Here is a 24437-nt window from a genome sequence, read left to right as displayed (position 1 = left end):
GCATTGCGTTACCATCTACAAGTTAAACGGAGTTGAGAGCATTTGGGCAAATTACAATTGATCGCCACCGCCCCCATGGGGCTGGAGGCTGTAGTAGCACGCGAATTAAACGAACTGGGTTATGAGACCACCGTCGAGAACGGACGGGTATTGTTCAGCGGAGATTATATCGACATCTGCCGCTGCAATTTATGGCTGCGCACCTCAGACCGTGTACTCGTTAAAATGGGCCAGTTTCCGGCCAAAACCTTCGATGAGCTGTTCGAAGGCGTCAAAGCGATCAACTGGGAGGATTGGATTCCCGAGAATGGGGAATTCCCTGTGGAAGGCCGCTCGCATAAATCCCAGCTTACCAGCGTACCCGCCTGCCAGGGGATTGTCAAGAAAGCCATCGTCGAGAAGCTGAAGCTTTCGTACCGTACGGAGTGGTTCCCCGAAAATGGACCACGTTATGTGGTTGAGATGATTCTGCTGAATGATATCGCCCTGATCACGCTGGACACGACCGGCCCGGCGCTGCACAAACGCGGCTACCGCCGTCAGGCTACAGAAGCGCCGCTGAAGGAAACGATGGCGGCCGCCCTGATCCAGCTCAGCCGCTGGAACGGCCACCGTCCGCTGTACGATCCTTGCTGCGGCTCAGGCACGCTGCTGATTGAAGCGGCGATGATCGCCTGGAACATCGCGCCGGGACTGCGGCGTTCATTCCCTTCCGAGCATTGGCCGGAAATCCCGAAACGTCTGTGGGAGGAAGCCCGCGAGGAAGCCTTCGACGCCGTGCGCGATGATTATCCGCTGCAATTGACCGGGAGCGACATTGATCCTGCGGCGATTGAAATTGCCGAAGCCGCCGCCAAAAGCGCCGGTCTTGCCGGTGAAATCACCTTCAAGAACATCGCTGCCGCGAAGGCACGGCCGGAAGGCGAATACGGCTGCATCATTACCAATCCGCCTTACGGGGAACGGCTCAGCAACGACAAGGAAGTCGAGCGCCTGACCCGCCAGTTCGGCGAAATGATGCTGTACCTCCCGACATGGTCCTTCTTCGCCATCAGCCCGTCAAAAGAATTTGAGCAATTGTACGGACGCAAGGCGGACAAGCGCCGCAAGCTGTATAACGGGCGGATCGAATGCCAGTATTATCAATACCTTGGGCCGCTTCCACCGCGCAACCCTCAAAGCTGATTACGATACGGTGCTGTTTCACAGACTTTAAAAGAAAACCGGGTAGCGATCCTCCAGTTACGGATGGATCGCTGCCCGGTTTTTTAGCGAGGCTGCTCCCATAAGCCAGCTCATGGCTTTTGACTCCCTAGAACAACAATTTATCCGGATCAGTGCCGATCCGCTCCCCGGCGTCCAGTCCGCTGATCGCAGCCAGTTCCTCCTGCGACAGCTCGAAATCAAAGATTTCGCTGTTCTCCTTAATTCTGGACGGAGTGACCGACTTCGGAATAATCACGATACGGCTCTGAAGCCCCCAGCGCAGAATAACCTGTGATACGGTCTTGCCATGTTTGTCCGCAATGTTCTTCAGCAGCTCGTTCTCCTGCAGTCTGCCTTTCATCAGCGGAGCCCACGCTTCGATCTGAATGTGATGCTGTGCGCAGAAATCATGCAGCTCCTTCTGGATAAACCGCGGATGCAGCTCCACCTGATTGATAACAGGCACAGTGTCACTGTCTTTCAGCAATTCCTGCAGATGATGAATCTGGAAATTGCTGACCCCGATCGCCCGGACGCGGCCTTCCTGATTAAGGCGCTCCAGTGCACGCCAAGTCTCTTTATATTTATCCTTGCCCGGCCAATGGATCAAATAAAGGTCGATCACATCCAGTCCCAGCTTCTTGCTGCTAGTCTCAAAAGCCCGCAGGGTCGTATCATAGCCCTGATCACTGTTCCATACCTTTGTGGTCACGAACAGGCTGTCCCGGTCTACGCCGCTGGCGGCTATCGACCGGCCCACTTCCTCTTCATTCCCATATACCGCTGCGGTGTCTATGCTCCGGTAACCCAGCTCAAGAGCGGTCGTGACGGCCTTAGCGACCTCTTCGCCCTCTGCTTTGTAAGTGCCGAGACCAAACCAGGGCATGACAACCCCATTATTCAGAATCGTTCCGTCGGTAAGATGCTTCATACAGTATCATTCCCTCCTATGTATAGATCAGTTTAGACAACAGGTTCATTATACCATGTGCCTCCCCGGCTCCCAAACCAGGCAGAACCTGAGCGGATCGGCAGAACCGGAAAGACCGAAGAGGACACACTGCAAATTTGCGAAAGTAAAAAGCCCCCGCTTGGTCAGCGGAGGCGAATCTTGTTGTGGGTGGCAATGGGTCGGCTAAACAACCGTTCGATTGCCACCCCTTGAGATATATGACGGAGTTATTCCTTAACTGCCGGCTGCTTGACAAAGGCTGCAGCTTTCGCCAGCACCTCATCTTCAGTCGGAGCACTGATGTAACGGCCATTGATATAGATAAAGGCCCGCTTGCCGCAAGGTCCGCAGTAGGACTTGCAGCCAATCTTGATCTCCGCATCGGGAGCCATCTTTCGCAGCTTGGGAAGAATGCTTTTCATTCTCGTGTAATTGCATTGATCGCAAATTTGTATTTCGTTAGCCATAAAGCAACCCTTCTTAATGTCCGTAAGGTACGGGCGAACGTTTAGTGATCGCCATGATTTCCTTTAGACGGATTAGTGATGACAAAACCTTCTTCAGGGAAATACAGGTAATCAATCTTCACCCCATCCAGCAGCGGCTGGTTCGGATCGAGAATCACATCGATCTCCTTATCTGTGGATACTACCACATCATTCTCTTTAGGCGTGTCCAAATCCAGACCGTAGTGGGCATGGTCGCCGTGAGCATGGGTAATGGCTACGCGCAGCTTGAGCTCGCTGTTGCCTTCAAGCTCCATTGTTTTCTTTATCACTTTAGCCGCATTGCGGGTAATTTTGACGTTCATCCTCATCCATCTCCCAGGCATCTTAAATTTAAATACTCAATAATTTATTTTAAGGAAAGTAACCTGTAAAAGCAACCATATCGGCGAAATAGATCAGAACGGAGCGTATAAAGATTCTCTAAAAATTCATCTTCCGCTCTTCAGGGCAGGATATTTGCGGTCCATCCGCGATACAAACCAGCCCATCAGCAGCATCGTCACACCAATGTCGTCAATCGGCAGAAACGGCATAAAATCAGGAAGCACCCAGTAGAGCAGCACTGGTATGGTGAACAGCAGCTTGTCCCCTATCGTGACATTGGGAGAAATGACATACTGCCAGGAATTACGGAAGATATGGGACCATTGTTTAAGCGAAAGCAGTTTTCTGAATTTCATGACGGTCCTCCTAAATAATGATATAGGTAATATATTGAATCCAGACACTGGGATAATATTGGACAGGGCTTAATCAGTTATCTCCATAAAAAAGGATTCAGCCGCAAAGCACGTATAGGAATGACTGCGGCCGTACCCTTTGCTGTTATATTACGCAAATTTACAGAGTTTGTTTCATTTTTATTTCAAATTTGAGAGTATAGCACCCAAAATAAGCCCGGTTTCCAGCGCCATGTCTTCAAAATCAGCCAGCGGCAGCGGATTTTTACCGATTCCGAGCTCCACCGTGAAGCCCGGCTTCCGGAAGCGCTGAATGAACCAGTCCTTATAGCCGGCATCGCTGCCGCTCAGCTCAACGGCCCGGTAGCCGCTCGCCGCTGCCAGCCTTGCCGCCCATTCCTTGCTCTCCGGCGGCTCATATCCCCGGTAGTTCCAGTAGATCTCTCCGCCCTGGCTGTGCAGGGATACGGCTGCATCACCGGGATACTGCTCCGCCAGAACCATCAGCGCGGCGGCTTCCGGCTCACTGAGCGGCTCCGGTCCGCTGTAGTCCCGCGGGGCAGGACCCGGCACTCCCCGGCGCGCCTGTTCCTCTTCCCAGTGGGCCGGAAACTGATCCCCCAGGTCTACCCCGCGGATGTTAGCCTTCCAATGCCGGAAGCTCCGCCGCCCGCAATTCCATTGCAGCAGCTCCTCATAGTGGGGCTGGCCGGGCAGTACCCCCTCCTGCACCAGCTCCACCCCATCCGGATTAGCCATAGGTACTGCCCACAAGGTCCAATGCTTATGCCACTCTTCGGGGCGGTGGCCGTGCCAATCCCTGCCTGCGTCATACGCAGCGGCATATTGTTCGATGAACGACATCAGGCACGGCGAGGTCAGCCACTCGTTGGCATGTAGTGCAGCGTTGACATGGAGGTGACGGGGCCCGCTGCCTATCCTCAGCAGGTGGAGCGGCTTGCCGAGCACACTTGCGCCAATGCTGTCTCTTGTAACAAACGGGTATTTGGCCACCAGTTTGCCGATATCCTGCTCGACATCATCCGGACCATATTCACTGCGTACAGACACTACAGACCGCGAAGCCGCCGGAGGAATAACCAGCACTTTGCCCGGTATGCAGCAGCGGCCTGAGGTCACTCCGGGATTCAGCATTTCAAGCTCATCTATACTCACATTAAATAAAGCGGCAATCAACCCGGCGTCATCCCCCTCCTGTACAGAATAACGTCTGCGCGGAGCGGAAGGCAGAAACAGGATTTGGCCCGGATATAAATAAGGCTGCCTGCCGGCCCATGGGTTTCCTTGAAATACATGCTCCGGTGTAAGTCCATGCCTGGCGGCAATTCGGCTAACGGTATCTCCCCTGCGGGCAATATATTGCTGCATATGTCTCATCCTCTCGGCCCTCTAGTTGCCGTCATCCCTGCCGCCCGGGCGGACAATATCCGCGGAGACAACGGGACACAGCCCTCAACCCTATTGTATGCAGCCCCTACTGCCCTGCATGAAAGAAATGAGCACAGTTTGCCCTTCCGCACAAATAAATGTAAACGCATACAATAATCCTGAATGTTTTTTGTATGGTATAACTTCCGATACTATTAAAAAAAGACCCGGAGTGATACCTCCCGGTCTATCCTAAACGCCCTTGATTCTGAAATTTCCGAATCTGAGGGATTGTCCCTATTGTTTCCTCACAGTAAAGCCTATAACGAAGATACCTGCCACACAACGGGAGTGCGCTTAATCTGTTCTCCAAGCCAATCGCGTGCGATCCGCTGGAACATCTCGGCATCTCCGCTGCAGAAAAATTGATGAATCGGACTTTCATCCCCGCGGGCAAGCTTACCTTTGTCATATAGGATCGTGCTAATCTCCCGCGCGGTTTCATCTGCGGAGCTGATCAGCTTAACACCGGGTCCCATGACCTTGCCAATCGGTTCTACCAGGAACGGATAGTGGGTACAGCCCAGAATCAGTGTATCAATCGGTTCATACTTGATCCCGTTGAGAGATTCCGCCACCGCCGCTTCACTCTCCGCCGTGCGGAACAACCCCTGCTCGACATAAGGGACAAGCGCCGGGCAGGCCTGACTGACTACCTTGACAAACGGAGACAACTCCTGAAGCGCTGCGGTATAGGCTCCGCTCTTAATGGTTCCGATGGTGCCAATTACGCCGACCTGGCCTATTTTTGTTGCGCTGATCGCCGCACGGGCACCGGGATGGATAACTCCGATGACAGGAATGGATACCTTGGCGGAGATATAGTCAAGAGCTGCCGCAGTTGCAGTATTGCAGGCAATAACGATCATTTTAGGATTAAATTGAATTAGATAGTCCACGATTTGCTCGGTGAACAGTTTCACTTCCTCGGTTGAACGGGGTCCGTAAGGGGCGCGGGCAGTATCTCCAAAATAGATGATTTTCTCCCGCGGGAGCTGTCTCATTACTTCTTTGACAACCGTAAGTCCCCCCACACCCGAGTCCAATATTGCTATAGCTTGCTGCACGAACACACCGCTTCCTTTTACTTGTTTTGTGTAGCTTATGTAAGGCTTAAACAAAGTGTACCTGGCCTTCAGCCCCAATTGCAGATAATACTCCTTTTGCCGTTACAGTTCAAGAGAAGCATTGATCGGCTCCGGTGTCCAGCCCATTATTCCACTGTTGTTCCAGCCGCCAAGAGCCACCTTCCGCCACGTTGCGAAAAGCGGCTCTTGGCCGGAAGCGTATATATCATTCGGATTCCCTGAGCATAACCTATCCAAGTGAAATCAGGCGGTCTCACCGTTGCCTTTGTCGTCCTTCACTCCATCCTCCAGAACGTCTTCGATCTCCACTGCGGGTTCATCACTGCCTGCGGCAACCTCTTCAAAAGCAACTTCCGCAACGTCCGATACTGCCTCGGGCTCTTTAACTGAAATTCCGCTGAGGGTAATATACTTTTCTTCCTCACCGGTATGAATGTGCTGCTTGCTCCATTCCTTGACTTCGGTTACAACCGTTTCTACCGCCTCTTTAGCTTTACCGTACAGCTCCGCGCCTTTGTCTCCGGCCTGCCCGGCGACATCCTGCACCTTATCAATGGCTCCGGTGGTGCCTTCCGCAATCTCTTTACGCAGCTCTTTGCCCGGTTTAGGAGCGAGCAGCAGGGCTGTCACTGAACCTACCACACTACCAGCCAAAATACCCCACAGCAAACTTTTGGATTCCTTTTTCATCCTCAATCTCTCCTTTGGATTCAAGTGCCTCTGCCCGGCCACCCGGGCAATCGCCTAGTTCTGGTATATCATAAGCATGGATGTTTTGTCCCGTGACTGATTAGGGAATCATTTCAGAAGTTTTGTCTTTTTCTCTGGGCGTAATATCGTAACGGCAGCACTGGCCGCCCTCCGCCATACATTCACTGCGCGTAACTTTGGCATCCAGCAGTTCCTCGAACAGCTGATGCTCACATTGGCAAGCCTTCCGGTATTGGGTCGCTACCTGGCGGATCGGACAATTATATTCGCGCATAATATAGGAGCCGTCCTCTTCCTTATTCCATTCAGCCATGTAACCTCCGGCATTCTGGATGGAAGACAGCTCGGCAACCCGCTCCTCCAGATTGCAGTTCTCCATCATTGGAGCGTACTGGGCCAGCATCCGCCGCCGCCGGCCTTCGAACAGTACATTGACGGCCTCCAGGCCGCTGCCGTGATCCAGCTCCCGCAGCAATTCAAGCGCCAGGTTATGATAGCTTTTGGGAAAATGGTCTTCAGCCCGCTCAGTCAGTGAATAGACATGCAGAGGACGGCCCATAGCCTGGCGGACGACCTTGGTCTTGGCCAGCGATTCCTGCTCCAGCTGCAGTACATGACGCCGTACGCCCATCTCGGTAATTCCCAGTTCCTCCGCCAGCGCACCGATCGTCAGCGGGCCTTTCTTCTTCAGAAGTGTCATAATCAAACGTCGTGTAGATCCGCCTTCCTGCCCCTTTTTCATCCGCAAGGACCTCCTCTCTTTCACGGCTGTCGCCGTGTATAATAGTTGTGCAGCACTGGCTTAGTTCAGGCTATTTCCCAGTTATTGTCCGGCACCCAGCTCCTGGTCCAGATACCTGTGCACTTCCTCCGCGAACTTCTCCAGCACCTGCGGAAGCACATCGGTTAACGGATGCAGCGCGCTGCGCTCCCAGGTATAATAATCCTGCACCAGCGGTTTGCGCAGTGCTACGAGCTGGATAAGCACCTCGTAGATTCCGCTGTCACCAAGGACTTTTTCTTCATGGATAATGGAGATAATATCTTCATAGCTGCCGGCATCACGCATGATGAACCCGTCGATCAGGTAGCTGCCGACATCAGTCACCACCTCTATCGCCAAATGCAGGCATCGTTCCTGAACGAGTCCTGTGAGGATGCTGCCATCCCATGCAGATGCCGCATGTTGAAGACCGGCTCTGATATCGGGGATTTGGCCAAGTATCATTTCGATTTGCTTCCGGTTGACATAATACACAGCTGACCCTCCAACTCTGGTAGTTTAAATAGAACGAAAGTAATGGCTGCTACTTTCCGCGTTTGCCGCGGCGCTTCAGCCAGAACAGCATAATAAAGCAGGCTGCCAAAAATACGATCAGATACGTTAAGGCTTCCATCGGATACTCAAGCTCACGCATTTACGTCACCGCTTTCGGTATTTAATGGGTTTTCCTGCTACAGTCATACTGCTTTAGATTTCGTAATCTACTGCAATCGAAAGCTCCTTGACCTCATTGATATGGGCAATAACTTCCTTATGGGCCGGGTGAACCTGGTAAGCCTGCAAATCTTCCATGGATGCTACCACCGTTACAAGTGCAATATCAAAGGAACGCTCGGAATGAATCAGATCGGCACCGACCTCGATGGAGAGCAGCTGCGGAATTTTGCCTTCCATGTTCCGCAGGACCTGAACTGTGGCATCGACCTTCTCCGGGGACCGGTCTTTCAATTTAAAAAACACAATATGCTTAATCATCTATTTCGCTCCCAACGATTAAATTTGTAAAATGATTATTAAAAATATATCATAACACCATCACTTCTGAAAGAAACTTAAGCATGTATGTAAGCAATTACAGCATTAACCATTGCAGCACTTCAGAAAGTATTGTAGTATAACCTTAAAAATTCGGAGGAAGTATGCCTAAGAATCAACCAGAATCTCACAAAATCCAGGCCTGGTCTCTGATCAACCGTAAATATCTCGGACAAGGTGTACGGGTCAAAAGATTTCGCCGGCCTAAACGCAGCCAAATCCGCAACCGTGTGCTGCTTGCCATCCTGATGGCCAAGGACATTAAGCTGTCCCGGCTTGCGGAAGAGCTCTCCGTCTCCTCGCGTAGTGTAAGCGCCTGGGTGTACGAAGGCCGCATTCCCTCCAGAACCAATCTGGACAAGGTCTGCCGCCTGCTTGGCTATCCGTCCCACATCCTGTTCAACGAGGCACTTGTACGGCAAAGTCCGATAGTCTGCCAGCCGACACCTTCACGGTTTATGAAAAGAACGCTTGCGGGCTCCCCCCGCAGCAATGTCATTCTTACGGGTCTGTGCATGGTTTACGATTTCTCCGTCACCGATGTCAGCATCTGGATCGGTGTCCATCCCGGCACCTTCCGCAAATGGCTGCATCAGAGCCATCTCCCAACCCTCGCACTGCAGGAGAAAGCAGAGAATTTCTTCCATATCCCGCGGCATATCCTGTTCGCCGATTGCGAGCTGCATTAATCCGATTTAACCGCAGGTTCATCCAGCAAACTGCTTGTCCTAAGTACATTTACTCAATACCCAAACACACAAGGTCCTTCTTCATTGCGAGAAGGGCCATTTGACGTTTCCTCCTGATGGGAATTGCTTTGTGAAGCTATGCTTTTTATTTTATGAAAAAGGCCATACTACATGGTGAACTCACTTTGAGCTAGTAACAAACAGGAGGAACGCGGATGGAATGGAACGGTATACTGACTGCCGGTTTTACCGAAACATGGGAAGTGGCAGCCGGAGTGTTGGGTCTTCGGACCTTATTTGCGAACACAGCTTTTATTGGCCGGTCTGGATCAGATTGGATTCTGGTCGACACAGGCCTTGGAAACTTCGCAGGGAGCATTATGCACATAGCCAGAGAGCAGTTTGGCAAACCGCCGCAGGCGATTGTGCTGACGCACGGGCATTTTGATCATGTCGGCAACCTGAAGGAGCTGCTGGAAGAATGGAAAGGAACTCCGGTGTATGCCCACCCCTTGGAGCTGCCTTATCTCACCGGTAAAGAGGATTATCCCCCGGCTGATCCATCCGTTGGCGGCGGCCTGATGGCCGTAGCAGCCCCGCTTTATCCCCACCGTGGCATTGATCTCGGCGCAGATGTGCATCCGCTGCCGGAAGATGGAAGTGTTCCTGGGGCCAAAGGATGGACATGGGTGCATACGCCGGGGCACAGCCCGGGGCATATCTCACTTTTCCGTCCCGAGGACAGGGTGCTTGTAGCAGGAGACGCTTTAATTACAGTGAAGCAGGAATCGGCATTTGCGGTAATTACACAGCACAAGGAACTGCACGGTCCTCCGGCTTATTTCACGTTAGACTGGGTGGAGGCGGAGAAGTCTGTGCGCAAGCTCGCACTTCTCGATCCGCAAGTCTTGCTTGCCGGGCATGGCCTGCCCATGGCTGTTCCAGAGCTGTCGCCCGCATTGGCTCATTTATGCAAGACATTCAAGGAGCTGTCTGTCCCGACTCAAGGGAAATTCGTATAGGTCTGAACCGCGTGGCCGGCAAGCTGAAATCCGGTTACGCGGACTACAAAAAAAGCGTCTTACTGCTAGGGTTCTATCCTCTTTTGCATGCGAGAATAGTTCTCAGTATGTATTCATGGCTTCCGCCCTGCGGACTGTGCAGCGAATCCGTAAATGTGCCAGTCTCTACAATCTCCGTTCCGGCAAAATGCTCACGCAAATCGGCATCGCTGAAAAAGTGGGCATATTTTCCCTCCTTATACTCGTAGGTCCCCGGCTCCAGCCTTCTTCCGCAGCCATAGTTCGGATCTTCATCAGAGAAGCTGGTGAAGTAGAGCAGGCCACCGGGCCGCAGCTGCGCAAGAGCCGCATCAATCAAATTGCACCGCTCACCGGCAAGAAACAAGTGCAGCACATCGTAACAGTAGACAGCATCCACCTGGTGCTCCAGCTGAGGCTCCAGTGCCGATCCTTCGATAAACCTTGTTCTGCTGTCCCATTCCGCAGCAAGCTTCAGCGCAGCACTGCTCAGCTCTATGCCGTAAGTGTCAAACTGAGACGAGAACACCTTCGTATTGCGGCCATAGCCCGCACCCGGAACCAGGACGGACTTGACCCCCTGCTCAAGGAACCACGCTTTAGCCCGTACCGCCGATCCGCTGGGCTGTTCTCCCCAAATCATACCTTCCCGGGCAAATCTTTCGCTCCAGTATTGTGACACATGCACCGCCTCCTCTATTCCCGGATTTTGACCCTGTACCAATACTCATAAATCTCCTTGTAGCCCAGCCTGTCGTATAGAGCCGAAGCGCCTTTATTCGCCTGTACCACCTGCAAAAAGGAGGCTGCGGCACCCTGGGCCTTGGCCCAGTGGAGCAGTCCCAGAATCAATTGCTCCGCCATCCCTTGTCTGCGGTGAGCCGGAGCTGTGATGATATCATACAGCCCTATGTACCCATGCTGGATTACCCCAAGCCCGCAGGCAGCCGGAAGACCCTCCTTGAGCAAGAGAGCGTAACCTTGCTTCAAACAGGAAGCGGTCAGCATTCGGCACAGCGTCTCCCGGTTCCCGGAGGACAACCCGGCAAAATCAGCGAAGGCCTCCAGCCACTCCTCTGTCAGCTCGCCGCGGATCTGCAGCGTATAGACATTGTGTAATTCAGGCAGGTCCTGCAGGTCAAGAACACGGACGGATGACGGCTCGACGAGGCCATATTCCTGCGACTCCAGTTCCTTATCCAGACCGGCAGGCCGGGCATACGGAGTGATTTTGAATACGGGATTCAGCCCTGCATCCTCATAATATTGTTCTGCAAGCCGGATCTTCCCTAACATTCCAAGTCCGGCATCCTGTTCCTCCGGGCCGTAGAGCGGGTTGACCGAATTCGCCCGTTTCGTATAGCCCGCTGCCGAACGCAGCACCCAGCCCTCCAGCATTACGCTCTGCTCCGCAGGCCAGGTATTCAGCGTAAGCTCTTCTATTGACTTGTACAAACTTGTTCCTCCCTTCTCAGCTGCGTTTGCTGCGCATTGCATTCAGCAGCTTTACGCCTGCATCCTCATGTGACGTAAAGTGATCCTATTTAGGTGATGCCTTGGCATACAGGGCAATTTTGCCCTCATCATTAAAGTGCATGCCCCAGCCGTACCGTTTGGACAGCATCGAGGCCCGCAGGCAGGGATTGCTTTTGGAGAACAACGCTCCCCATATTTCGATGAATCTCCCTGCTGGAATCAATCCTGCTTTTCTTCTATAATAGTCCACTCCGTAAACCCAGGCAAAGATAATGAACACAGCAAAACGGCCAATCCCCTGTAAAGTTGGGAATTAGCCGCTTCTTCAAAGCTGGAACACAACACCTGATTTTACCAGCTGGACTTGGTTATGCCGGGGATTTGACCCTTCAGCGCCAGATCCCGGAAGACGATCCGTGAAATTTTAAATTTGCTTAAATACCCTCTGGGTCTGCCGGAAACAGTGCATCTGTTCTTTTGCCGGGTAGCGGAGGAATCGCGCGGCAGCTTCTGCAGGGCCATATAATCTCCTTTAGCCTTCAGCTCTCTCCGTCTATCTGCGTATTTAGCCACCAATTCCTGCCGTTTTAATTCTTTGACTACTTTTGATTTCTTGGCCATATTATATATCCGCCTTCCGTTGTTTGATTGAGTTGCCAATGATGAATCCTGCTCTATTCGTTAAGTGCCGTCTTCAGCGCTTCCAGGTTCTGACGCATGATACCGATATAATCAAGGTTATTGCTGCGGTCCTCATCCGTCAGTCCTTCGATCGGATTCAAGACAGCGGCCTTAGCACCAATTTCCTGGGCAATAGTATCAGCCACACTGGAGGATACCAGCGTCTCGAAAAAGATTGTTTTTACGTCATGGGCCTTGGCGAATTCAACAATTCCGGCCATTTGGGCAGCAGATGGCTCCTGTTCCGGAGAGAGGCCGGCAATCGGCACCTGTGTCAGGCCGTATGCCTCAGCCAAATAGCCAAAGGCAGCATGCTGGGTAATAAAATCTTTGCGTTTTGAATCTTTGAGTCCATCCTGAAACTCTTGGTGCAGTGCCTCCAGTTTGGCAATATAGGCCTCAGCGTTAGCTTTGAAGGCAGCCGAGTTCGCTGGGGAAGCAGCGGACAACGCGGCTTCGATTGTACGCACTTCCTTGATTGCAAGTTCAGGAGCTAGCCAGACATGGGGGTCCAGACCGCCATGATTATGAGCATGGCCTTCCTCCGCATGTCCGGTTTCTTCATGCTCGTGATCATGGGCTTCCTCCGCATGTCCGGCTTCCTCATGCTCGTGATCATGGGCTTCCTCCGCATGTCCGGCTTCTTCATGCTCGTGATCATGGGCTTCCTCCGCATGTCCGGCTTCCTCATGCTCGTGATCATGGGCTTCCCCGGCATGTCCGGCTTCCTCATGCTCATGACTGTGAGCATCCGCTTCTTCCTCTGAGCCTTCCTTAATTTCAAGCCCTTTGCTGGCTTCCACGGTGACCATTTTACTGCCCGAAGCACTGTCCAGCACTTGCTCGACCCAGCCCTCCATGCCGGCTCCGTTATACACGAGCACATCGGCATCCGTAATCTTGGCCATATCCTGTGCTGTCGGTTCCCAGTCATGCGGCTCCATGCCGGCCGGAACCAAGACTTCGACATCGGCAAGCCCGACAGCAACATTCTTGGTGAATTCATACATCGGGTAGAAGCTGACCTTAATGTCCAGCTTGTCTGCTGCCGGAACGGCAGTTGTCTCGGCTGCTGGCGCATTAGAAGCAGTAGCAGCAGTAGCGGCAGGATCTGCGCTATTGTTTTTGCCGCAACCGGCGGCAATCAGCAGGGTTGATAGGGACAAGACGGCAAGATGGCGGATATTGAATTTAGACTTCATAAATGTTAACTCCTGTTCTTATATGGGTTTATGGAATTTACTTAAGGATTTATGTGTGTTACGGCGGTTCCGCCGCCTGCTCAGCTTCTGCACTGCGATGGCGGTCAGCAGGAACAACAGCAGAATGAGGGCAATTGTGCCTCCGGGAGGCGTATTGATATAATAGGATGTTGCCAGGCCGCTAATAACACCGGTGAGGCCCACGCCAATCGAAATCAGAACCGCGGCGGTGAAGCCGGAAGCGACACGCAGCGCAAGTGATGCTGGCAGCACAATAAGTGCGGACACCAGCAATACCCCTACCACCGGCATCGCTGCCGCAACGGTCATCCCGGTGAGCACAGCGAACGAAAAGGATAACAGGCCCGTATGCACGCCGCCGATGCTGGCCGTCTCTTCGTCAAAGGTCAGGCTGTAGAGCGGCCGCCGCAGCAGGACGAAGTACAGCAGGCCTGCCGCTGTGACGATAGCAATCAGTCTAAGCTGGGTATCACTCACAGCTACGATAGAGCCGAACAGATACGAGCTGAAGCTCTTGCTCAGATTCTGCTGTAAGCTCATCAGCACAACTGCCAGCGCTAGCCCTGAGGTCATAATAATGGCAACCGGGAGCTCGCTGTATGTACGGTAAGAACGGCGTAGCTGCTCGATGACGATACCGCCGATGACAGCCACTGCGAAGCCGCTGAGTGCGGGATTCAGCTGCAGCACCGAACCCAGCGCCACACCCGCGAGCGACACATGGGAGAGGGTATCGGCCATCAGCACCTGACGGCGGAGCATCAGATATACGCCGAGCAGCGGCCCGATGATCCCGATCAGGCCCCCGGCCCAAAATGCACGCTGCATGAATTCGTAACCAAGCATTGCCAGCCCTCCTGTTCCTTCCGTTCCAGGCTGATCACTGTATCTAGATAAGCGCTTGTCTCCTCCAGGCCGTGCGTGACCATAATGACAGTGCGCCCGTGCTGGCTGACATAATGTCGCATCAACTTGTAGAATCCGGTACGGCTGGCGATGTCCATGCCTGTGGCCGGTTCATCCAGCACCAGTACCTGAGGCTGTCCCGCGAGCGCACGGGCGATGCAGACCCGCTGCTTCTGCCCGCCGGACAATTCCCCGATCCGGCGGTCACGGTAGTCCCACATCTCCACCTGTCTCAGGCTGCGCTCGACAATTTCTTCCTCACTTTTCGTAAACCTGCCGAACAAGCCAAGCCGGGCATAGCAGCCGGAACGGACCAGTTCAATAACCTTGCTAGGAAATCCGGCATTGAAGGAAGCCACCTGCTGCGGAACATAGCCGACAGCAAGCTTGCCACCTCCTGTGATTTCCCGGTTCAGTGTGACTGTTCCGCTCCACGGACGCAGCAGACCCAACAACAGCTTCAGCAGCGTGGTCTTTGCCGCACCGTTCGGGCCGGTAATCCCGATGAACTGACCGGCTTCAATATCAAGCGACAGGGAGTCAATCACAGGCTCGTTCCCGTAACCAAACACCACATCCCGCATGGATGATAAAATCATGGCACATATCCTTTCTTACCTAATCCGCTTTGGATTAATCGTAAATATTACGTATTGACTCCAAACATATTATCGTAATGATTACGATTTGTAAACCCATTATGGCAAATTAATCGTAATTATTATGATTAACAACGATTAATGTCAGCACAAAATGCTGATTCCAAAGTCAACCGGGCATCTCCCGCAGCAGCCTATCTTCATAAAGAAAGCACATTTTAATAAAAGGACCCATTCTCCACTCTCATGTGGAAACAGGTCCTTCTAAATGCGAACTGGCTGAGGCACCCTCTATGAGATCCGCTCTCTACTTGTGCTCGCTTACCGCCTCTACTCCTGAGCGGCTGCCAGCAGCTCCTCGGCAGGCCAAGGAAGCGGATTATTGAACTGGCTCCAGTCCTGCTGCAGTTCTTCTCCGGTAAGCAGACAGCGGTCCAGTCTGGCTTCAATCGCCGCACGGTCCATGGCCACTCCAATGAACACAATCTCATTCATCCGGTCGCCCCACTGCTCGTCCCATCCGGCCTTCACGTCAGGCTCGGCCGCCAGCACTTCAAGCTGCTGCTCCTTCGGCAGAGTCGCCAGCCAGTAACCGGCCGGACCAAATTGGATAGAAGGCCCGGCCTGGCTTAAGCTCGCGGCGAGATCGCCCTTCGCGGCCAGCCAGACCAGCCCCTTCGCCCGCACAACTTCTTCCGGCCAATTGCTGAAGAAGAAGCTTAACCTCTGCGGGTGGAAAGGTGTTCTGCGCCGGTAGACGAAGGAGCCAATGCCATATTCTTCAGTCTCCGGTGTATGCTCCTCCTTATTCAGCTCCGCAATCCAGCCGGAGGACATGCTTGTCTTCTCAAAATCAAACAAATGCGTATTAAGAATCTCCTTGGGATCAACGACACCGTTAACCGTACGGATGATCTTGGCGCCCGGCTGAAGTCTGCGCAGCACAGCCTCAAGCTTGTTCAGCTCCTGCTCTTCAACGAGATCGCATTTGTTGAGCAGCAATACGTCGCAGGTCTCAATCTGATCAATGAGCAGATCTACAATATCGCGGAAATCCCCTTCGCCTGCCGTCATATTACGGTCGATCAGACTGTCTCCGGAAGCGAAATCATGCCAGAAACGGTTGGCATCCACAACGGTGACCATCGTGTCCAGTCTGGCGAGCTCCGTCAGGTCAATATCCAGATCAGGATTGGCATACGTAAAGGTCTGCGCGACCGGAACCGGCTCGCTGATCCCGGAGGATTCGATCAGGATATAATCAAACCGGCCTTCCGCGGCCAGATTGCTCACTTCACGCAGCAGGTCGTCGCGGAGTGTGCAGCAGATGCACCCATTGGACATTTCCACCAGCTTTTCTTCGGTCCGGGAGAGCGTGTTGCCGGATTTTACCAGACTAGCATCGACATTGACCTCACTCATGTCATTGACAATGACAGCGACCTTCAAGCCGTCTCTGTTGTGCAGAATGTGATTGAGCAATGTGGTTTTACCGGAGCCCAGATATCCGCTGAGCACGGTAACAGGAATTTTATTCATAGTTTTACTCCTTAGACTTTTAGATGGGATAGGGATAACAGATGAAAAGTGATGTGCAGCGTAAGGCGGCTTCAGAACCCGGACTGCATAACTTAGCGTGTCTCACGGTGCAGCGTGACCCGTTTCAGACGCGGACAATATTTCTTCATTTCGATCCGTCCCGGCTGGGTTTTCTTGTTCTTGGTAGTGGTATAGTTGCGGTCGCCGGTTTCTGTGCAGGCCAAAGTTACAATTACTCTCACAGCGTTCATCTCCTTTTGTATAATCGTAATAATTACGATTTACACATTCTACATGTTTGAGTCCCCTACTGTCAACAAGGGCATGCAGAAAATTTCTACTCTCTCAAATATGTGGTCTTTCCTTAGATCAAATTACGTATAAATGGAAATATGAAAATATGATTCTTGCAATTGCAAGATTCAAACGGGAGTGTGGACGATGAAGATACCGGTGATTATATTAAGCGGATTTCTGGGGAGCGGGAAGACAACTCTCCTGCTCACTCTGCTGAAAGAGAGCAAGGCACGGGGACTGAATCCCGGTGTAGTGATGAATGAGCTGGGCAAACGCGATGTTGACGGCTACATTCTGCAGGAGCATACAGGGACAAATGTGGAAAAACTGCTGGACGGCTGTGTCTGCTGCAGCCGCAAGGACGAACTGCCGGGAAGCCTGAATGCACTGCTCGCCCGGCGGCCGGATATGATCTTTATCGAGCTTACCGGCGTCGCCGATCCCGAAGAGATCGCAAAGTCGCTGCAGGAGCCTTCGTTCAGCGAGCGGCTGGCGCTGCACTATACGGTCACCCTTCTCGATGCCGAAAACATGCTTGAGTACAACAGCCGGTTTTCTGCCGACAAGCAGCTTGTCCGGACACTGCGCAAGCAAATCAGCGGGGCCGATCTGATTATCGTCAATAAAAGTGATCTTGTAGAGCCGGAAACCTTATGGAAAATTGAAAAGGCCGTCCGCAAGTATAATGCGGAATCCGAGATTGTGTTTACCCACTACAGTGAAATCAACGTGGCTCCGCTGCTGGCCGGCATCACTGCCCGGACATCCCGTACCGCAGCTGCCCAGCGCAGCTCCCGCAGCATCAACGGGACCGTGCTTAAACGGATGAACGCCGGTCAGCCCCAGGGTGCAACCGCTGTGCAGGAACCGGGGCTTGAAGCCGAACCCTCGTATTCGCAGGTGGCTGCTGTGACGCTGACATTCCCGCAAGCGGAGGAAAGCGGAATCTACAGGGAACAGCTGGAGGGCTTCTTCCGCGAATGGGGCGGCAGCCTGCTGCGGGCTAAAGGACATGTACGGCTGAGGGGTCAGGCTGAAGTCCAGCTGGTACAATTTGCCGGAAACCGCGCAAGCTGGGAGCCGTCGCGTTATCCGGGACTACCTTATGTCGTTTTCATAGGGTTGCATTTGGATGAACAGCAGCTGACGGAGCGCTGGTCTGCACTGTTCGGTTAATACTGCATGCCGGGAAGGAGCCTAAGATGCCTTGACAACCTTTTCTCCGTTTAAAATACTGCCGCTGCTCATTCCCGCCGTCTTTCTGATTATTGCGGGCATCGTGTGGCTGCCGGAGCACCCGGAGCTGCTGGACAATGCCTATGTGGATACGTTCAAAACAGCTTTTATCGGCATTCTGCTGGAAGCCCTGCCGTTTGTGCTGCTGGGTGCGCTGCTGTCTTCCCTGCTCCGCGTATTCGTTCCGGACGAGATCATCTCACGCTGGATTCCGCAGAGACCGGTTCTGGCGATCCTGTTCGGCTGTCTGCTCGGCATCCTCTTTCCCGTATGCGAATGCGGCATGATTCCGCTGGTCCGCCGTCTGATGCATAAGGGAATGCCGCTGTATGTTGCCATCGTATTCATTCTCTCGGGACCCGTGGTCAATCCCGTCGTTTATGGGGCGACACTGACGGCCTTCCGCTCCCATCCCGGACTTGCTTATTCCCGGATCGGTCTTGCGTTTGCCGTTGCCGCGCTGATCGGCCTTATCGTTTACATCACGGTAAAAAAGTCACCGCTGCGGCTTTCTATTCAGCGTGAAACCGCGGAACGCCATGAACAAGGCACACGCGGAGGCAAGCTGGTTGCCGTCTTCGTGCACACATCGGACGAGTTTTTTGAGATGGGCAAATATTTGATTATCGGCTGCCTGCTGACCTCCGGCATTCAGAGCTTTATGAATCAGGGCAGTCTGGCCGCTATTGGGGAGAAGCCGCTGGGATCCTATCTGTTCATGATGGGGCTGGCCTTTGTCCTCTCCTTATGTTCAACCTCCGATGCCTTTGTCGCTTCCACCTTTCTGCACACCTTCCCGGCGGGATCACTGCTGGCATTTATGGTGCTTGGACCGATGCTGGATTTCAAAAATTCGCTGATGCTGCTCTCGCTGTTCAAGACGAAGTTCGCGCTTTACTTATTTTTTCTTATCTTCTCCGCCGTCTTTATCGGATCGGTGCTGGTTTCATTAGGGTTATGATGCTATTTCTTACAAAAATTTCAGGAGGGCCAGAGATGAACGATTCCGGCAGCATCCGGTACCACTATCTGCTCAGGGCGGTTATTCTGCTTCTCTTCGCGCTGTACATTGGACATCTGGTCCAGCAGGACGCGCTGCATTATTATGTCGCCCCGAAGCTGGCGCGCTGGATTAAGCTCTGTCCCGTACCCCTTGCGCTCATGGCACTCAGCCTGGGGATTCAGGCCTTGTTCGGCAACAGCAGTGTCCTGTGCGACTGCGAGCACCGCCTGCCCCGCACCGGGCTCAGAAGCAGCGCGCTATACGGCTTGTTCCTGCTTCCGCTGCTGCTCGGCTTCCTGCTTCCCGACCGTGCTCTGGGCAGCGCGGCCGCAGCCAAAAAGGGCATCGCCTTAACCTATACCACGGTGGAACCGCGGGAAAAAGAGTCATTCGTTGCAGCCAATCCTTATCAGGCGGAATTCGCGGAGCTTGCCGCCAACCTTCACGCACAGGATGTCATTACGGTCTATCCCGAAATTTTCTCCGAAACCTTCGGAGCAATCGACCTGTATAAAGGCCAGTTTGCAGGTAAAGAGATCACCGTCTCAGGTTTCCTGTACCGCGAACCGGCGGTGGCAGGCACAAGTTCGTATGCGGTCAGCCGTTTTCTCGTCCAATGCTGTACTGCCGATGCCACTCCTTTCGGAATCCTGCTTGATCCGCAAACACAAATAAGCCTGCCCGCCGATACCTGGATTGAGGTTCGGGGCAAGCTTCAGGTTGTGAAATACGGCGGCAAGGAACTCATGCGGATTGCTGCAGACAGCATTACAGCGATTCCCCAGCCCTCCACTCCTTACGTGTACACCAATGCCGACTCAGTAGCCGCATGGAAGCAGATTCAAAGTTTACCAGCAGCTAAATAACTGCATCCAGCTCATCATCATCAATGGATCTATCCGGGTTGACGACTTCAACCATCAGCCGGGCCGGGATGCAAATAATCTGCTGCCTCGGCCTGGAAATAAAGCCCATCTCCAGGGCAATCGGCAGCGGTGCATCAGAATACGTCATCTGAATTCCGTAATCATACACTTTTAGTATATTGTGGCCGAACTTAGTCTTCATCTCAATAATCTGCTCTTCTTTGGTCAATGAAACAGTCTTATACTCTTTGCCATTCACTGTAATAACGGCTTTCAGATCCCCTTGTGCATAATGCTCATTCCGGTTATTCATCCATTTGACTCCGTAGATGGATCCGGCTACAAGTAAAACCAATACAATAATGACAAAATCGCCGCTTTTCATCTTTTGCAATCGCGTTACCCTCTCGCTGGCTATATTTATACGTAATAATTACGAATAGTCTAAATATAGTCAGCGCAGCAGACTTTGTCAATGCTTGCCCACCCGTTTCAGTAGACTGCGCATCCATACGGTGATCGCCGTATAAATCAGCAACACGACAATCAGCGTAAGGGTTCGTTCCTTGGCAGAGCCGTCAGCGAACAGTACGGGACCCAGGCCGAAGAACGTGGTCAGCAGGTAAAGGATCGCGAACAGCACATACAACAACATTCTCATTAACGGCCCTCTCTCCTTCTTTTTGAACCTTCATTCTTTCAGAATAACCTCAATGGAGGCCAATCATTCCTGACTCCCGTATGCTGCTTCAGTCTATCTGCGGGAATAAGCCGACCATTCCCTCAGCACCCTGTCCAGCTCCTCCGGCCGGATCGGCTTGGAGATGAAATCCTGCATGCCGGCCCTCAGGCACATCTCCTTGTCTTCTTTGCGGGCAAAAGCTGTAGTAGCGATAATGACCGGGGACAATCCGAGCTCCTCGCGGATTTTGGCTGTTGCTTCAATCCCATCCATGAGCGGCATCTGAATGTCCATAAATACCAGATCATATTGCCCGGTGAGCACGGCCTCGACCGCTATTTCCCCGTTGGACGCCACATCGGAATCATATCCCCGCTTCTTGAGATATGCCTGCAGCAATCTCAGGTTCACAGGATGATCCTCGGCAACTAGAATCGAGAGCGGACCGTACACCCCGCTGGAGGAGCCTTTGTACTTGCTACGGTTCTCACGCCGTTCCGTAGCAGGGAACGCAGCAGCGCCACCCTCGGAGGTGATTTCTCTTGGAAGAGTGGCATGGAGGGTGAAATAGAACTCCGAGCCTTCATCTTCACGGCTCTCCACGCCTATCGCTCCACCCAGCAGCTCCACCAGCTTTTTGCTGATAGCCAGTCCCAGACCTGTTCCGCCATATTTGCGGTTGATCGATGGATGCAGTTGGGAGAAGGATTGGAACAGCAGCCCTTGGCTGTCCAGCGGAATACCGATCCCAGTATCCGTCACGGTAAATTTAAGAACACACTCGCCGGAATCCCTGGATGACACCAGCTTCAATTGAATCCCGATCTCCCCTTCCTCGGTGAATTTCACCGCGTTGCCGACCAGGTTTACAAGAATCTGGCGCAGTCTGGCCTCATCCGTTAATACCAGCGTTGGCAGCGCGTCATCCAGCTCGCAGTTTAGCGAGAGCCCCTTCTCTTTGATACGGGGATAAAAGATATCTGTGACGTTCGATACAACCTGGCGGAGATCCACGGCTTGCAGCTCAATCGTCATCATACCCGCCTCAATTTTGCTGAAATCAAGCACCTCATTCAGAATATGCAGCAGCGTCCCACCGCTTTTGGTTATAATCTGCGTATAATATTGCTGTTCTTCGTCAAGTTCGGTGCCTTCAAGCAAATCAGCCATGCCGATAATCCCGTTCATGGGTGTGCGCAGCTCATGGCTCATAATGGCCAGAAATTCCGATTTGGCCCGGTCCGCCTGCTCGGCAGACTCCTTAGCCCGTACAATCGCCTTCTCTTCGGTAATGTCGCGGAACACAACCACAACACCCTTCCGTACACCGTTATCGAACAGAGGGGTCATCCGGTATTTGACGAGAAAGCTTGAACCGTCCTGTCTCCAGAATACGCCCTCTTTCTCATCATAGGTGAGATGATCTTCCAGCCATTCCCGCAGGGGCTTCCGCCCTCCAGGATACGGCTCACCGTCGAGCCAGGTCTGCTCGATCGTAGGCAGCCTGATCTCACCCGCCAGCTCCCCGGCTTCGTAGCCAAGCATTGCGGATGCCGCCGGATTGATAAATACCGTTGCACCCTCAAGATTCATGCCAAAAATACCTTCTGAAACGGAATTCAGAATCAGCGCATGCTCATAGCTGAGCTTCTCAATCTGCTCCAGATGCCGTTTGCGCTCCGTAATATCGCTCGTAATGGCGAATACGCCCACAACCCGGCTGTCTACCATTATCGGCACATAAATCATACTGACCTCGACAACATGCCCATCCCGGTGAAGCAGTCTGCTCTCAAAGGTTTGAGCTACACCGCTGGCAGCAACAAGAAAGCGTTCTGCCACAAAATCCAGCTCTTCCGGATCAAAGATATCGCTGTAGTTTGACAACAGCAGGCTTTCACAGGAATACCCTGTCAAATACTGCAGGCTGGCATTCAGCGATTGAATCCGTCCCTGCAAATCCATCGCGCTGATAGCCGAAGGGTTATATTCAAACAAAGACTTATAGCGGTTTTCGCTCTCCAGCATCTTGAGCTCATATTGCTTCCGCTCCGAGATGTCGCGGGTGATGCCGACAATCTCCGTATCTCCTCCAGCACCGGTACCAATGTGGCGCAGGGTTGTTTCTGTCCAGATGTAAGAGCCGTCTTTACACAGAAACCGGAAGACGATCGGCTCAAGCCTTTCCCCTTTCATGCTGCTGCGCAGATAGGCCTGGACACGGGCTGCATCCTCAGGATGAATATAATCCATTCCCCCGGTGCCTACCATCTCTTCTGGTGTATATCCGAACATCTGCAGACAGACCGGAGAGGCATACAGATAGGTTGCTTCCTCATCGGTTGCATTGCGGGAAATGAAATCCTGGGAATTTTCCGAAATGAGCCGGTAGTTCTGTTCGCTTTCCCGAAGCTGCTGCTCCATTTCCCGATGAGCTGTAATGTCCTGAACCACTCCGCTAATCTGCCTTATGTTACCTGAGGCATCCTGAGCCACTTCCCAATGGGCATCTATAAATTTCTTCGTGCCGTCGGCCGCCGTAATCCCGAAGACCGCTCCGCCTTTTGTCCCATGTTTCACCGAATCAAGCAGCGCCTCCGTAACCCTGGGCAGATCTTCAGGCTCCACACATTCCTTGATGAGCAGCGGATCGTAGACGGTATGATTGCTGAAATCATCGGTATGGCCAAAGATACTGCGCATTTCCTTGGAAGCAATCAACTGCTGGCTGGACGCCTCCCATTCCCACGAGCCCATCCGGGCCAGAAACTGGGCGTTTGCCAGCATGTCCTCGTATTTCTTCCGGACCGTTATATCACGGGCAACCGTCAAGACCTGCTGAACCCCACCCTTATCGTCGCGCATGACCTGGAAAGAGCTTTCAATCCAAAGATAGTGCCCGTCTTTATGGCGCACCCTGCGGGTAAACACATCATTATCCGAATAGAGCAGTCCCTGCTCGGTCATCTCCAATGCGTCTTCCTCATGATAATATTCCGGCCTTTTTTTACCGATCATTTCATGGGTGGAGTATCCTAGTACTCGTTCAATGGAGGGCGAGACATAATGGATCGTACCCTCAGGATCCGCGAGAGATATCAAATCCGGCGTATTCTGCGAAATCAGATTATAGAGATAATGCTCCTCCAGAATCTTCTTCTCCGCCAGCTTGCGGTCCGTAATATCCTTCATTTCCGCAATCATATATAAAGGGGGACCCGCAGCTTCATCAAAAGTCAGAAACAAATGCAGTGCCACCCAGAAGACTTCACCATTTTTGCGTGTAAATTGATTTTCACTGTCTACAGCCGCACCCGGGCTCTGCAGCAATAGGTTTATAACCTGCTCATGATCTGCTGTGTCTTTCTCTTCCGTACAGGAAATATCCAAATACCGAAGGTTCATAAACTCCGCTTCCGTATACCCGAACATACTGCACAGTGCAGGATTGGCCAGCTGTATCGTCCCATCCTTCATGGAAACAACTGCAAATCCTGTAGAAGACCGCAAATACAGATATTTAAAAAGATTGTCGGACAATGATAGAGCCTCCTCTGTGAAAGTGGCGGACAGAAATTAAATGTAAATGTAAGTATATCTTTTTTTCGGTCAATTAGCTTCTAATATGAAGTCTATCATAGAGACAATGGAAAACGAATGAGGCAATTTACTGTTGATTTGGCATGCGAATAAGGGCTTTTTGCCCAAAAAGAATGACCATGGAAGCGGGAAAACCGTTCGATACAGTTGCAGATCGGGACGTAATGTCAGCAGTTTTGCCCGGCC

The 24437-nt window shown here is 52.5% G+C and carries 29 protein-coding genes; 6 read left to right on the top strand and 23 right to left on the bottom strand.

The window, feature by feature from the left end:
- Positions 1–42: 42 nt before the first annotated feature.
- Complete coding sequence (locus tag NST07_RS11805; protein WP_038589585.1) at positions 43–1185, top strand: class I SAM-dependent RNA methyltransferase; 1143 nt, start codon at positions 43–45, stop codon at positions 1183–1185.
- Between the two features lie 127 nt (positions 1186–1312).
- On the opposite strand, the gene NST07_RS11800 is transcribed toward NST07_RS11805, so the two are convergent.
- From NST07_RS11800 to NST07_RS11750, 11 genes are all read right to left on the bottom strand, one after another.
- On the bottom strand, positions 1313–2137 hold the full coding sequence (locus NST07_RS11800; RefSeq protein ID WP_038589582.1) for an aldo/keto reductase: 825 nt from the start codon (positions 2135–2137) through the stop codon (positions 1313–1315).
- 248 nt (positions 2138–2385) lie between these two features.
- On the bottom strand, positions 2386–2625 hold the full coding sequence (locus NST07_RS11795) for a DUF1450 domain-containing protein (protein WP_038589579.1): 240 nt from the start codon (positions 2623–2625) through the stop codon (positions 2386–2388).
- A gap of 41 nt (positions 2626–2666) precedes the next feature.
- Positions 2667–2969 carry a heme biosynthesis protein HemY gene (locus NST07_RS11790; RefSeq protein ID WP_038589576.1) on the bottom strand — a complete coding sequence of 101 codons (303 nt, stop codon included), beginning with the start codon at positions 2967–2969 and terminating at the stop codon, positions 2667–2669.
- A 126-nt stretch (positions 2970–3095) separates the two neighbouring features.
- A complete protein-coding gene (locus tag NST07_RS11785; protein WP_038589573.1) occupies positions 3096–3347 on the bottom strand; it encodes a hypothetical protein in 252 nt (83 codons plus the stop codon).
- Positions 3348–3527: 180 nt separating this feature from the next.
- A complete protein-coding gene (locus NST07_RS11780; RefSeq protein ID WP_342481623.1) occupies positions 3528–4736 on the bottom strand; it encodes a M14 family zinc carboxypeptidase in 1209 nt (402 codons plus the stop codon).
- Positions 4737–5056: 320 nt separating this feature from the next.
- On the bottom strand, positions 5057–5863 hold the full coding sequence (gene racE, locus NST07_RS11775) for a glutamate racemase (RefSeq protein ID WP_341091828.1): 807 nt from the start codon (positions 5861–5863) through the stop codon (positions 5057–5059).
- Positions 5864–5965: 102 nt separating this feature from the next.
- Positions 5966–6121: a hypothetical protein gene (locus NST07_RS11770; protein WP_342481622.1), complete on the bottom strand. Its 156-nt coding sequence runs from the start codon at positions 6119–6121 to the stop codon at positions 5966–5968.
- A 6-nt stretch (positions 6122–6127) separates the two neighbouring features.
- On the bottom strand, positions 6128–6574 hold the full coding sequence (locus tag NST07_RS11765) for a YtxH domain-containing protein (protein ID WP_341091824.1): 447 nt from the start codon (positions 6572–6574) through the stop codon (positions 6128–6130).
- Positions 6575–6674: 100 nt separating this feature from the next.
- Positions 6675–7337: a metalloregulator ArsR/SmtB family transcription factor gene (locus tag NST07_RS11760; RefSeq protein WP_341091823.1), complete on the bottom strand. Its 663-nt coding sequence runs from the start codon at positions 7335–7337 to the stop codon at positions 6675–6677.
- An 81-nt stretch (positions 7338–7418) separates the two neighbouring features.
- Entirely contained in the window at positions 7419–7853 is a 435-nt protein-coding gene (locus tag NST07_RS11755; protein ID WP_341091819.1) for a HepT-like ribonuclease domain-containing protein, read from the bottom strand.
- Between the two features lie 213 nt (positions 7854–8066).
- A complete protein-coding gene (locus tag NST07_RS11750; RefSeq protein ID WP_341091816.1) occupies positions 8067–8354 on the bottom strand; it encodes a Dabb family protein in 288 nt (95 codons plus the stop codon).
- Positions 8355–8518: 164 nt separating this feature from the next.
- On the opposite strand from NST07_RS11750, the gene NST07_RS11745 reads away from it, so the two are divergent.
- Together NST07_RS11745 and NST07_RS11740 are read left to right on the top strand one after the other, a co-directional pair.
- The gene (locus NST07_RS11745; RefSeq protein ID WP_341091814.1) at positions 8519–9103 is read left to right on the top strand and encodes a helix-turn-helix transcriptional regulator; all 585 of its coding nucleotides are present in this window, start codon (positions 8519–8521) and stop codon (positions 9101–9103) included.
- 215 nt (positions 9104–9318) lie between these two features.
- On the top strand, positions 9319–10125 hold the full coding sequence (locus NST07_RS11740) for an MBL fold metallo-hydrolase (RefSeq protein WP_342481621.1): 807 nt from the start codon (positions 9319–9321) through the stop codon (positions 10123–10125).
- 73 nt (positions 10126–10198) lie between these two features.
- Here the strand turns inward: NST07_RS11740 and NST07_RS11735 are convergent, their stop codons facing one another.
- From NST07_RS11735 to rpmG, 9 genes are all read right to left on the bottom strand, one after another.
- Entirely contained in the window at positions 10199–10825 is a 627-nt protein-coding gene (locus tag NST07_RS11735) for a class I SAM-dependent methyltransferase (RefSeq protein WP_341091810.1), read from the bottom strand.
- A 14-nt stretch (positions 10826–10839) separates the two neighbouring features.
- Complete coding sequence (locus NST07_RS11730; RefSeq protein WP_341091808.1) at positions 10840–11598, bottom strand: GNAT family N-acetyltransferase; 759 nt, start codon at positions 11596–11598, stop codon at positions 10840–10842.
- A gap of 85 nt (positions 11599–11683) precedes the next feature.
- Positions 11684–11899, bottom strand: coding sequence for a DUF6157 family protein (locus NST07_RS11725; RefSeq protein ID WP_342481620.1), 216 nt, complete (start codon positions 11897–11899; stop codon positions 11684–11686).
- Positions 11900–11970: 71 nt separating this feature from the next.
- The gene (gene rpsN / locus NST07_RS11720; protein WP_076112279.1) at positions 11971–12240 is read right to left on the bottom strand and encodes a 30S ribosomal protein S14; all 270 of its coding nucleotides are present in this window, start codon (positions 12238–12240) and stop codon (positions 11971–11973) included.
- 53 nt (positions 12241–12293) lie between these two features.
- On the bottom strand, positions 12294–13502 hold the full coding sequence (locus NST07_RS11715) for a metal ABC transporter substrate-binding protein (protein WP_342481619.1): 1209 nt from the start codon (positions 13500–13502) through the stop codon (positions 12294–12296).
- An 18-nt stretch (positions 13503–13520) separates the two neighbouring features.
- Positions 13521–14375: a metal ABC transporter permease gene (locus NST07_RS11710; RefSeq protein ID WP_341097623.1), complete on the bottom strand. Its 855-nt coding sequence runs from the start codon at positions 14373–14375 to the stop codon at positions 13521–13523.
- Positions 14321–15028: a metal ABC transporter ATP-binding protein gene (locus NST07_RS11705; protein ID WP_340899203.1), complete on the bottom strand. Its 708-nt coding sequence runs from the start codon at positions 15026–15028 to the stop codon at positions 14321–14323. Before NST07_RS11705 ends, NST07_RS11710 begins: the two co-directional genes overlap by 55 nt.
- 330 nt (positions 15029–15358) lie before the next feature.
- Positions 15359–16567, bottom strand: a complete 1209-nt coding sequence (locus NST07_RS11700; RefSeq protein WP_341091803.1) for a GTP-binding protein — start codon at positions 16565–16567, stop codon at positions 15359–15361.
- Positions 16568–16659: 92 nt separating this feature from the next.
- Positions 16660–16809, bottom strand: a complete 150-nt coding sequence (gene rpmG, locus NST07_RS11695) for a 50S ribosomal protein L33 (protein WP_038589539.1) — start codon at positions 16807–16809, stop codon at positions 16660–16662.
- 199 nt (positions 16810–17008) lie between these two features.
- Between rpmG and NST07_RS11690 the strand changes: the two genes are divergently transcribed.
- From NST07_RS11690 to NST07_RS11680, 3 genes are read left to right on the top strand one after another with little or no spacing between them, the layout of a single operon-like run.
- Complete coding sequence (locus NST07_RS11690) at positions 17009–18040, top strand: CobW family GTP-binding protein (RefSeq protein WP_342481618.1); 1032 nt, start codon at positions 17009–17011, stop codon at positions 18038–18040.
- A gap of 31 nt (positions 18041–18071) precedes the next feature.
- Positions 18072–19061, top strand: coding sequence for a permease (locus NST07_RS11685; RefSeq protein WP_342481617.1), 990 nt, complete (start codon positions 18072–18074; stop codon positions 19059–19061).
- Between the two features lie 35 nt (positions 19062–19096).
- Positions 19097–19969, top strand: a complete 873-nt coding sequence (locus NST07_RS11680) for a TIGR03943 family protein (protein WP_342481616.1) — start codon at positions 19097–19099, stop codon at positions 19967–19969.
- Here the strand turns inward: NST07_RS11680 and NST07_RS11675 are convergent.
- From NST07_RS11675 to NST07_RS11665, 3 genes are all read right to left on the bottom strand, one after another.
- Positions 19962–20354, bottom strand: coding sequence for a NusG domain II-containing protein (locus NST07_RS11675; RefSeq protein WP_342481942.1), 393 nt, complete (start codon positions 20352–20354; stop codon positions 19962–19964). The genes NST07_RS11680 and NST07_RS11675 overlap by 8 nt on opposite strands.
- A gap of 87 nt (positions 20355–20441) precedes the next feature.
- Positions 20442–20630 carry a hypothetical protein gene (locus NST07_RS11670; protein ID WP_341091796.1) on the bottom strand — a complete coding sequence of 63 codons (189 nt, stop codon included), beginning with the start codon at positions 20628–20630 and terminating at the stop codon, positions 20442–20444.
- A gap of 93 nt (positions 20631–20723) precedes the next feature.
- Positions 20724–24191, bottom strand: coding sequence for a PAS domain S-box protein (locus tag NST07_RS11665; RefSeq protein ID WP_341091793.1), 3468 nt, complete (start codon positions 24189–24191; stop codon positions 20724–20726).
- Between the last annotated feature and the right edge of the window lie 246 nt (positions 24192–24437).

It is taken from the genome of Paenibacillus sp. FSL L8-0340, assembly GCF_038593145.1.
GTDB lineage: Bacteria > Bacillota > Bacilli > Paenibacillales > Paenibacillaceae > Paenibacillus_AQ.
Note: the sequence above shows the minus strand (reverse complement) of the source record. Positions and strands in the feature narration are given on the sequence as shown.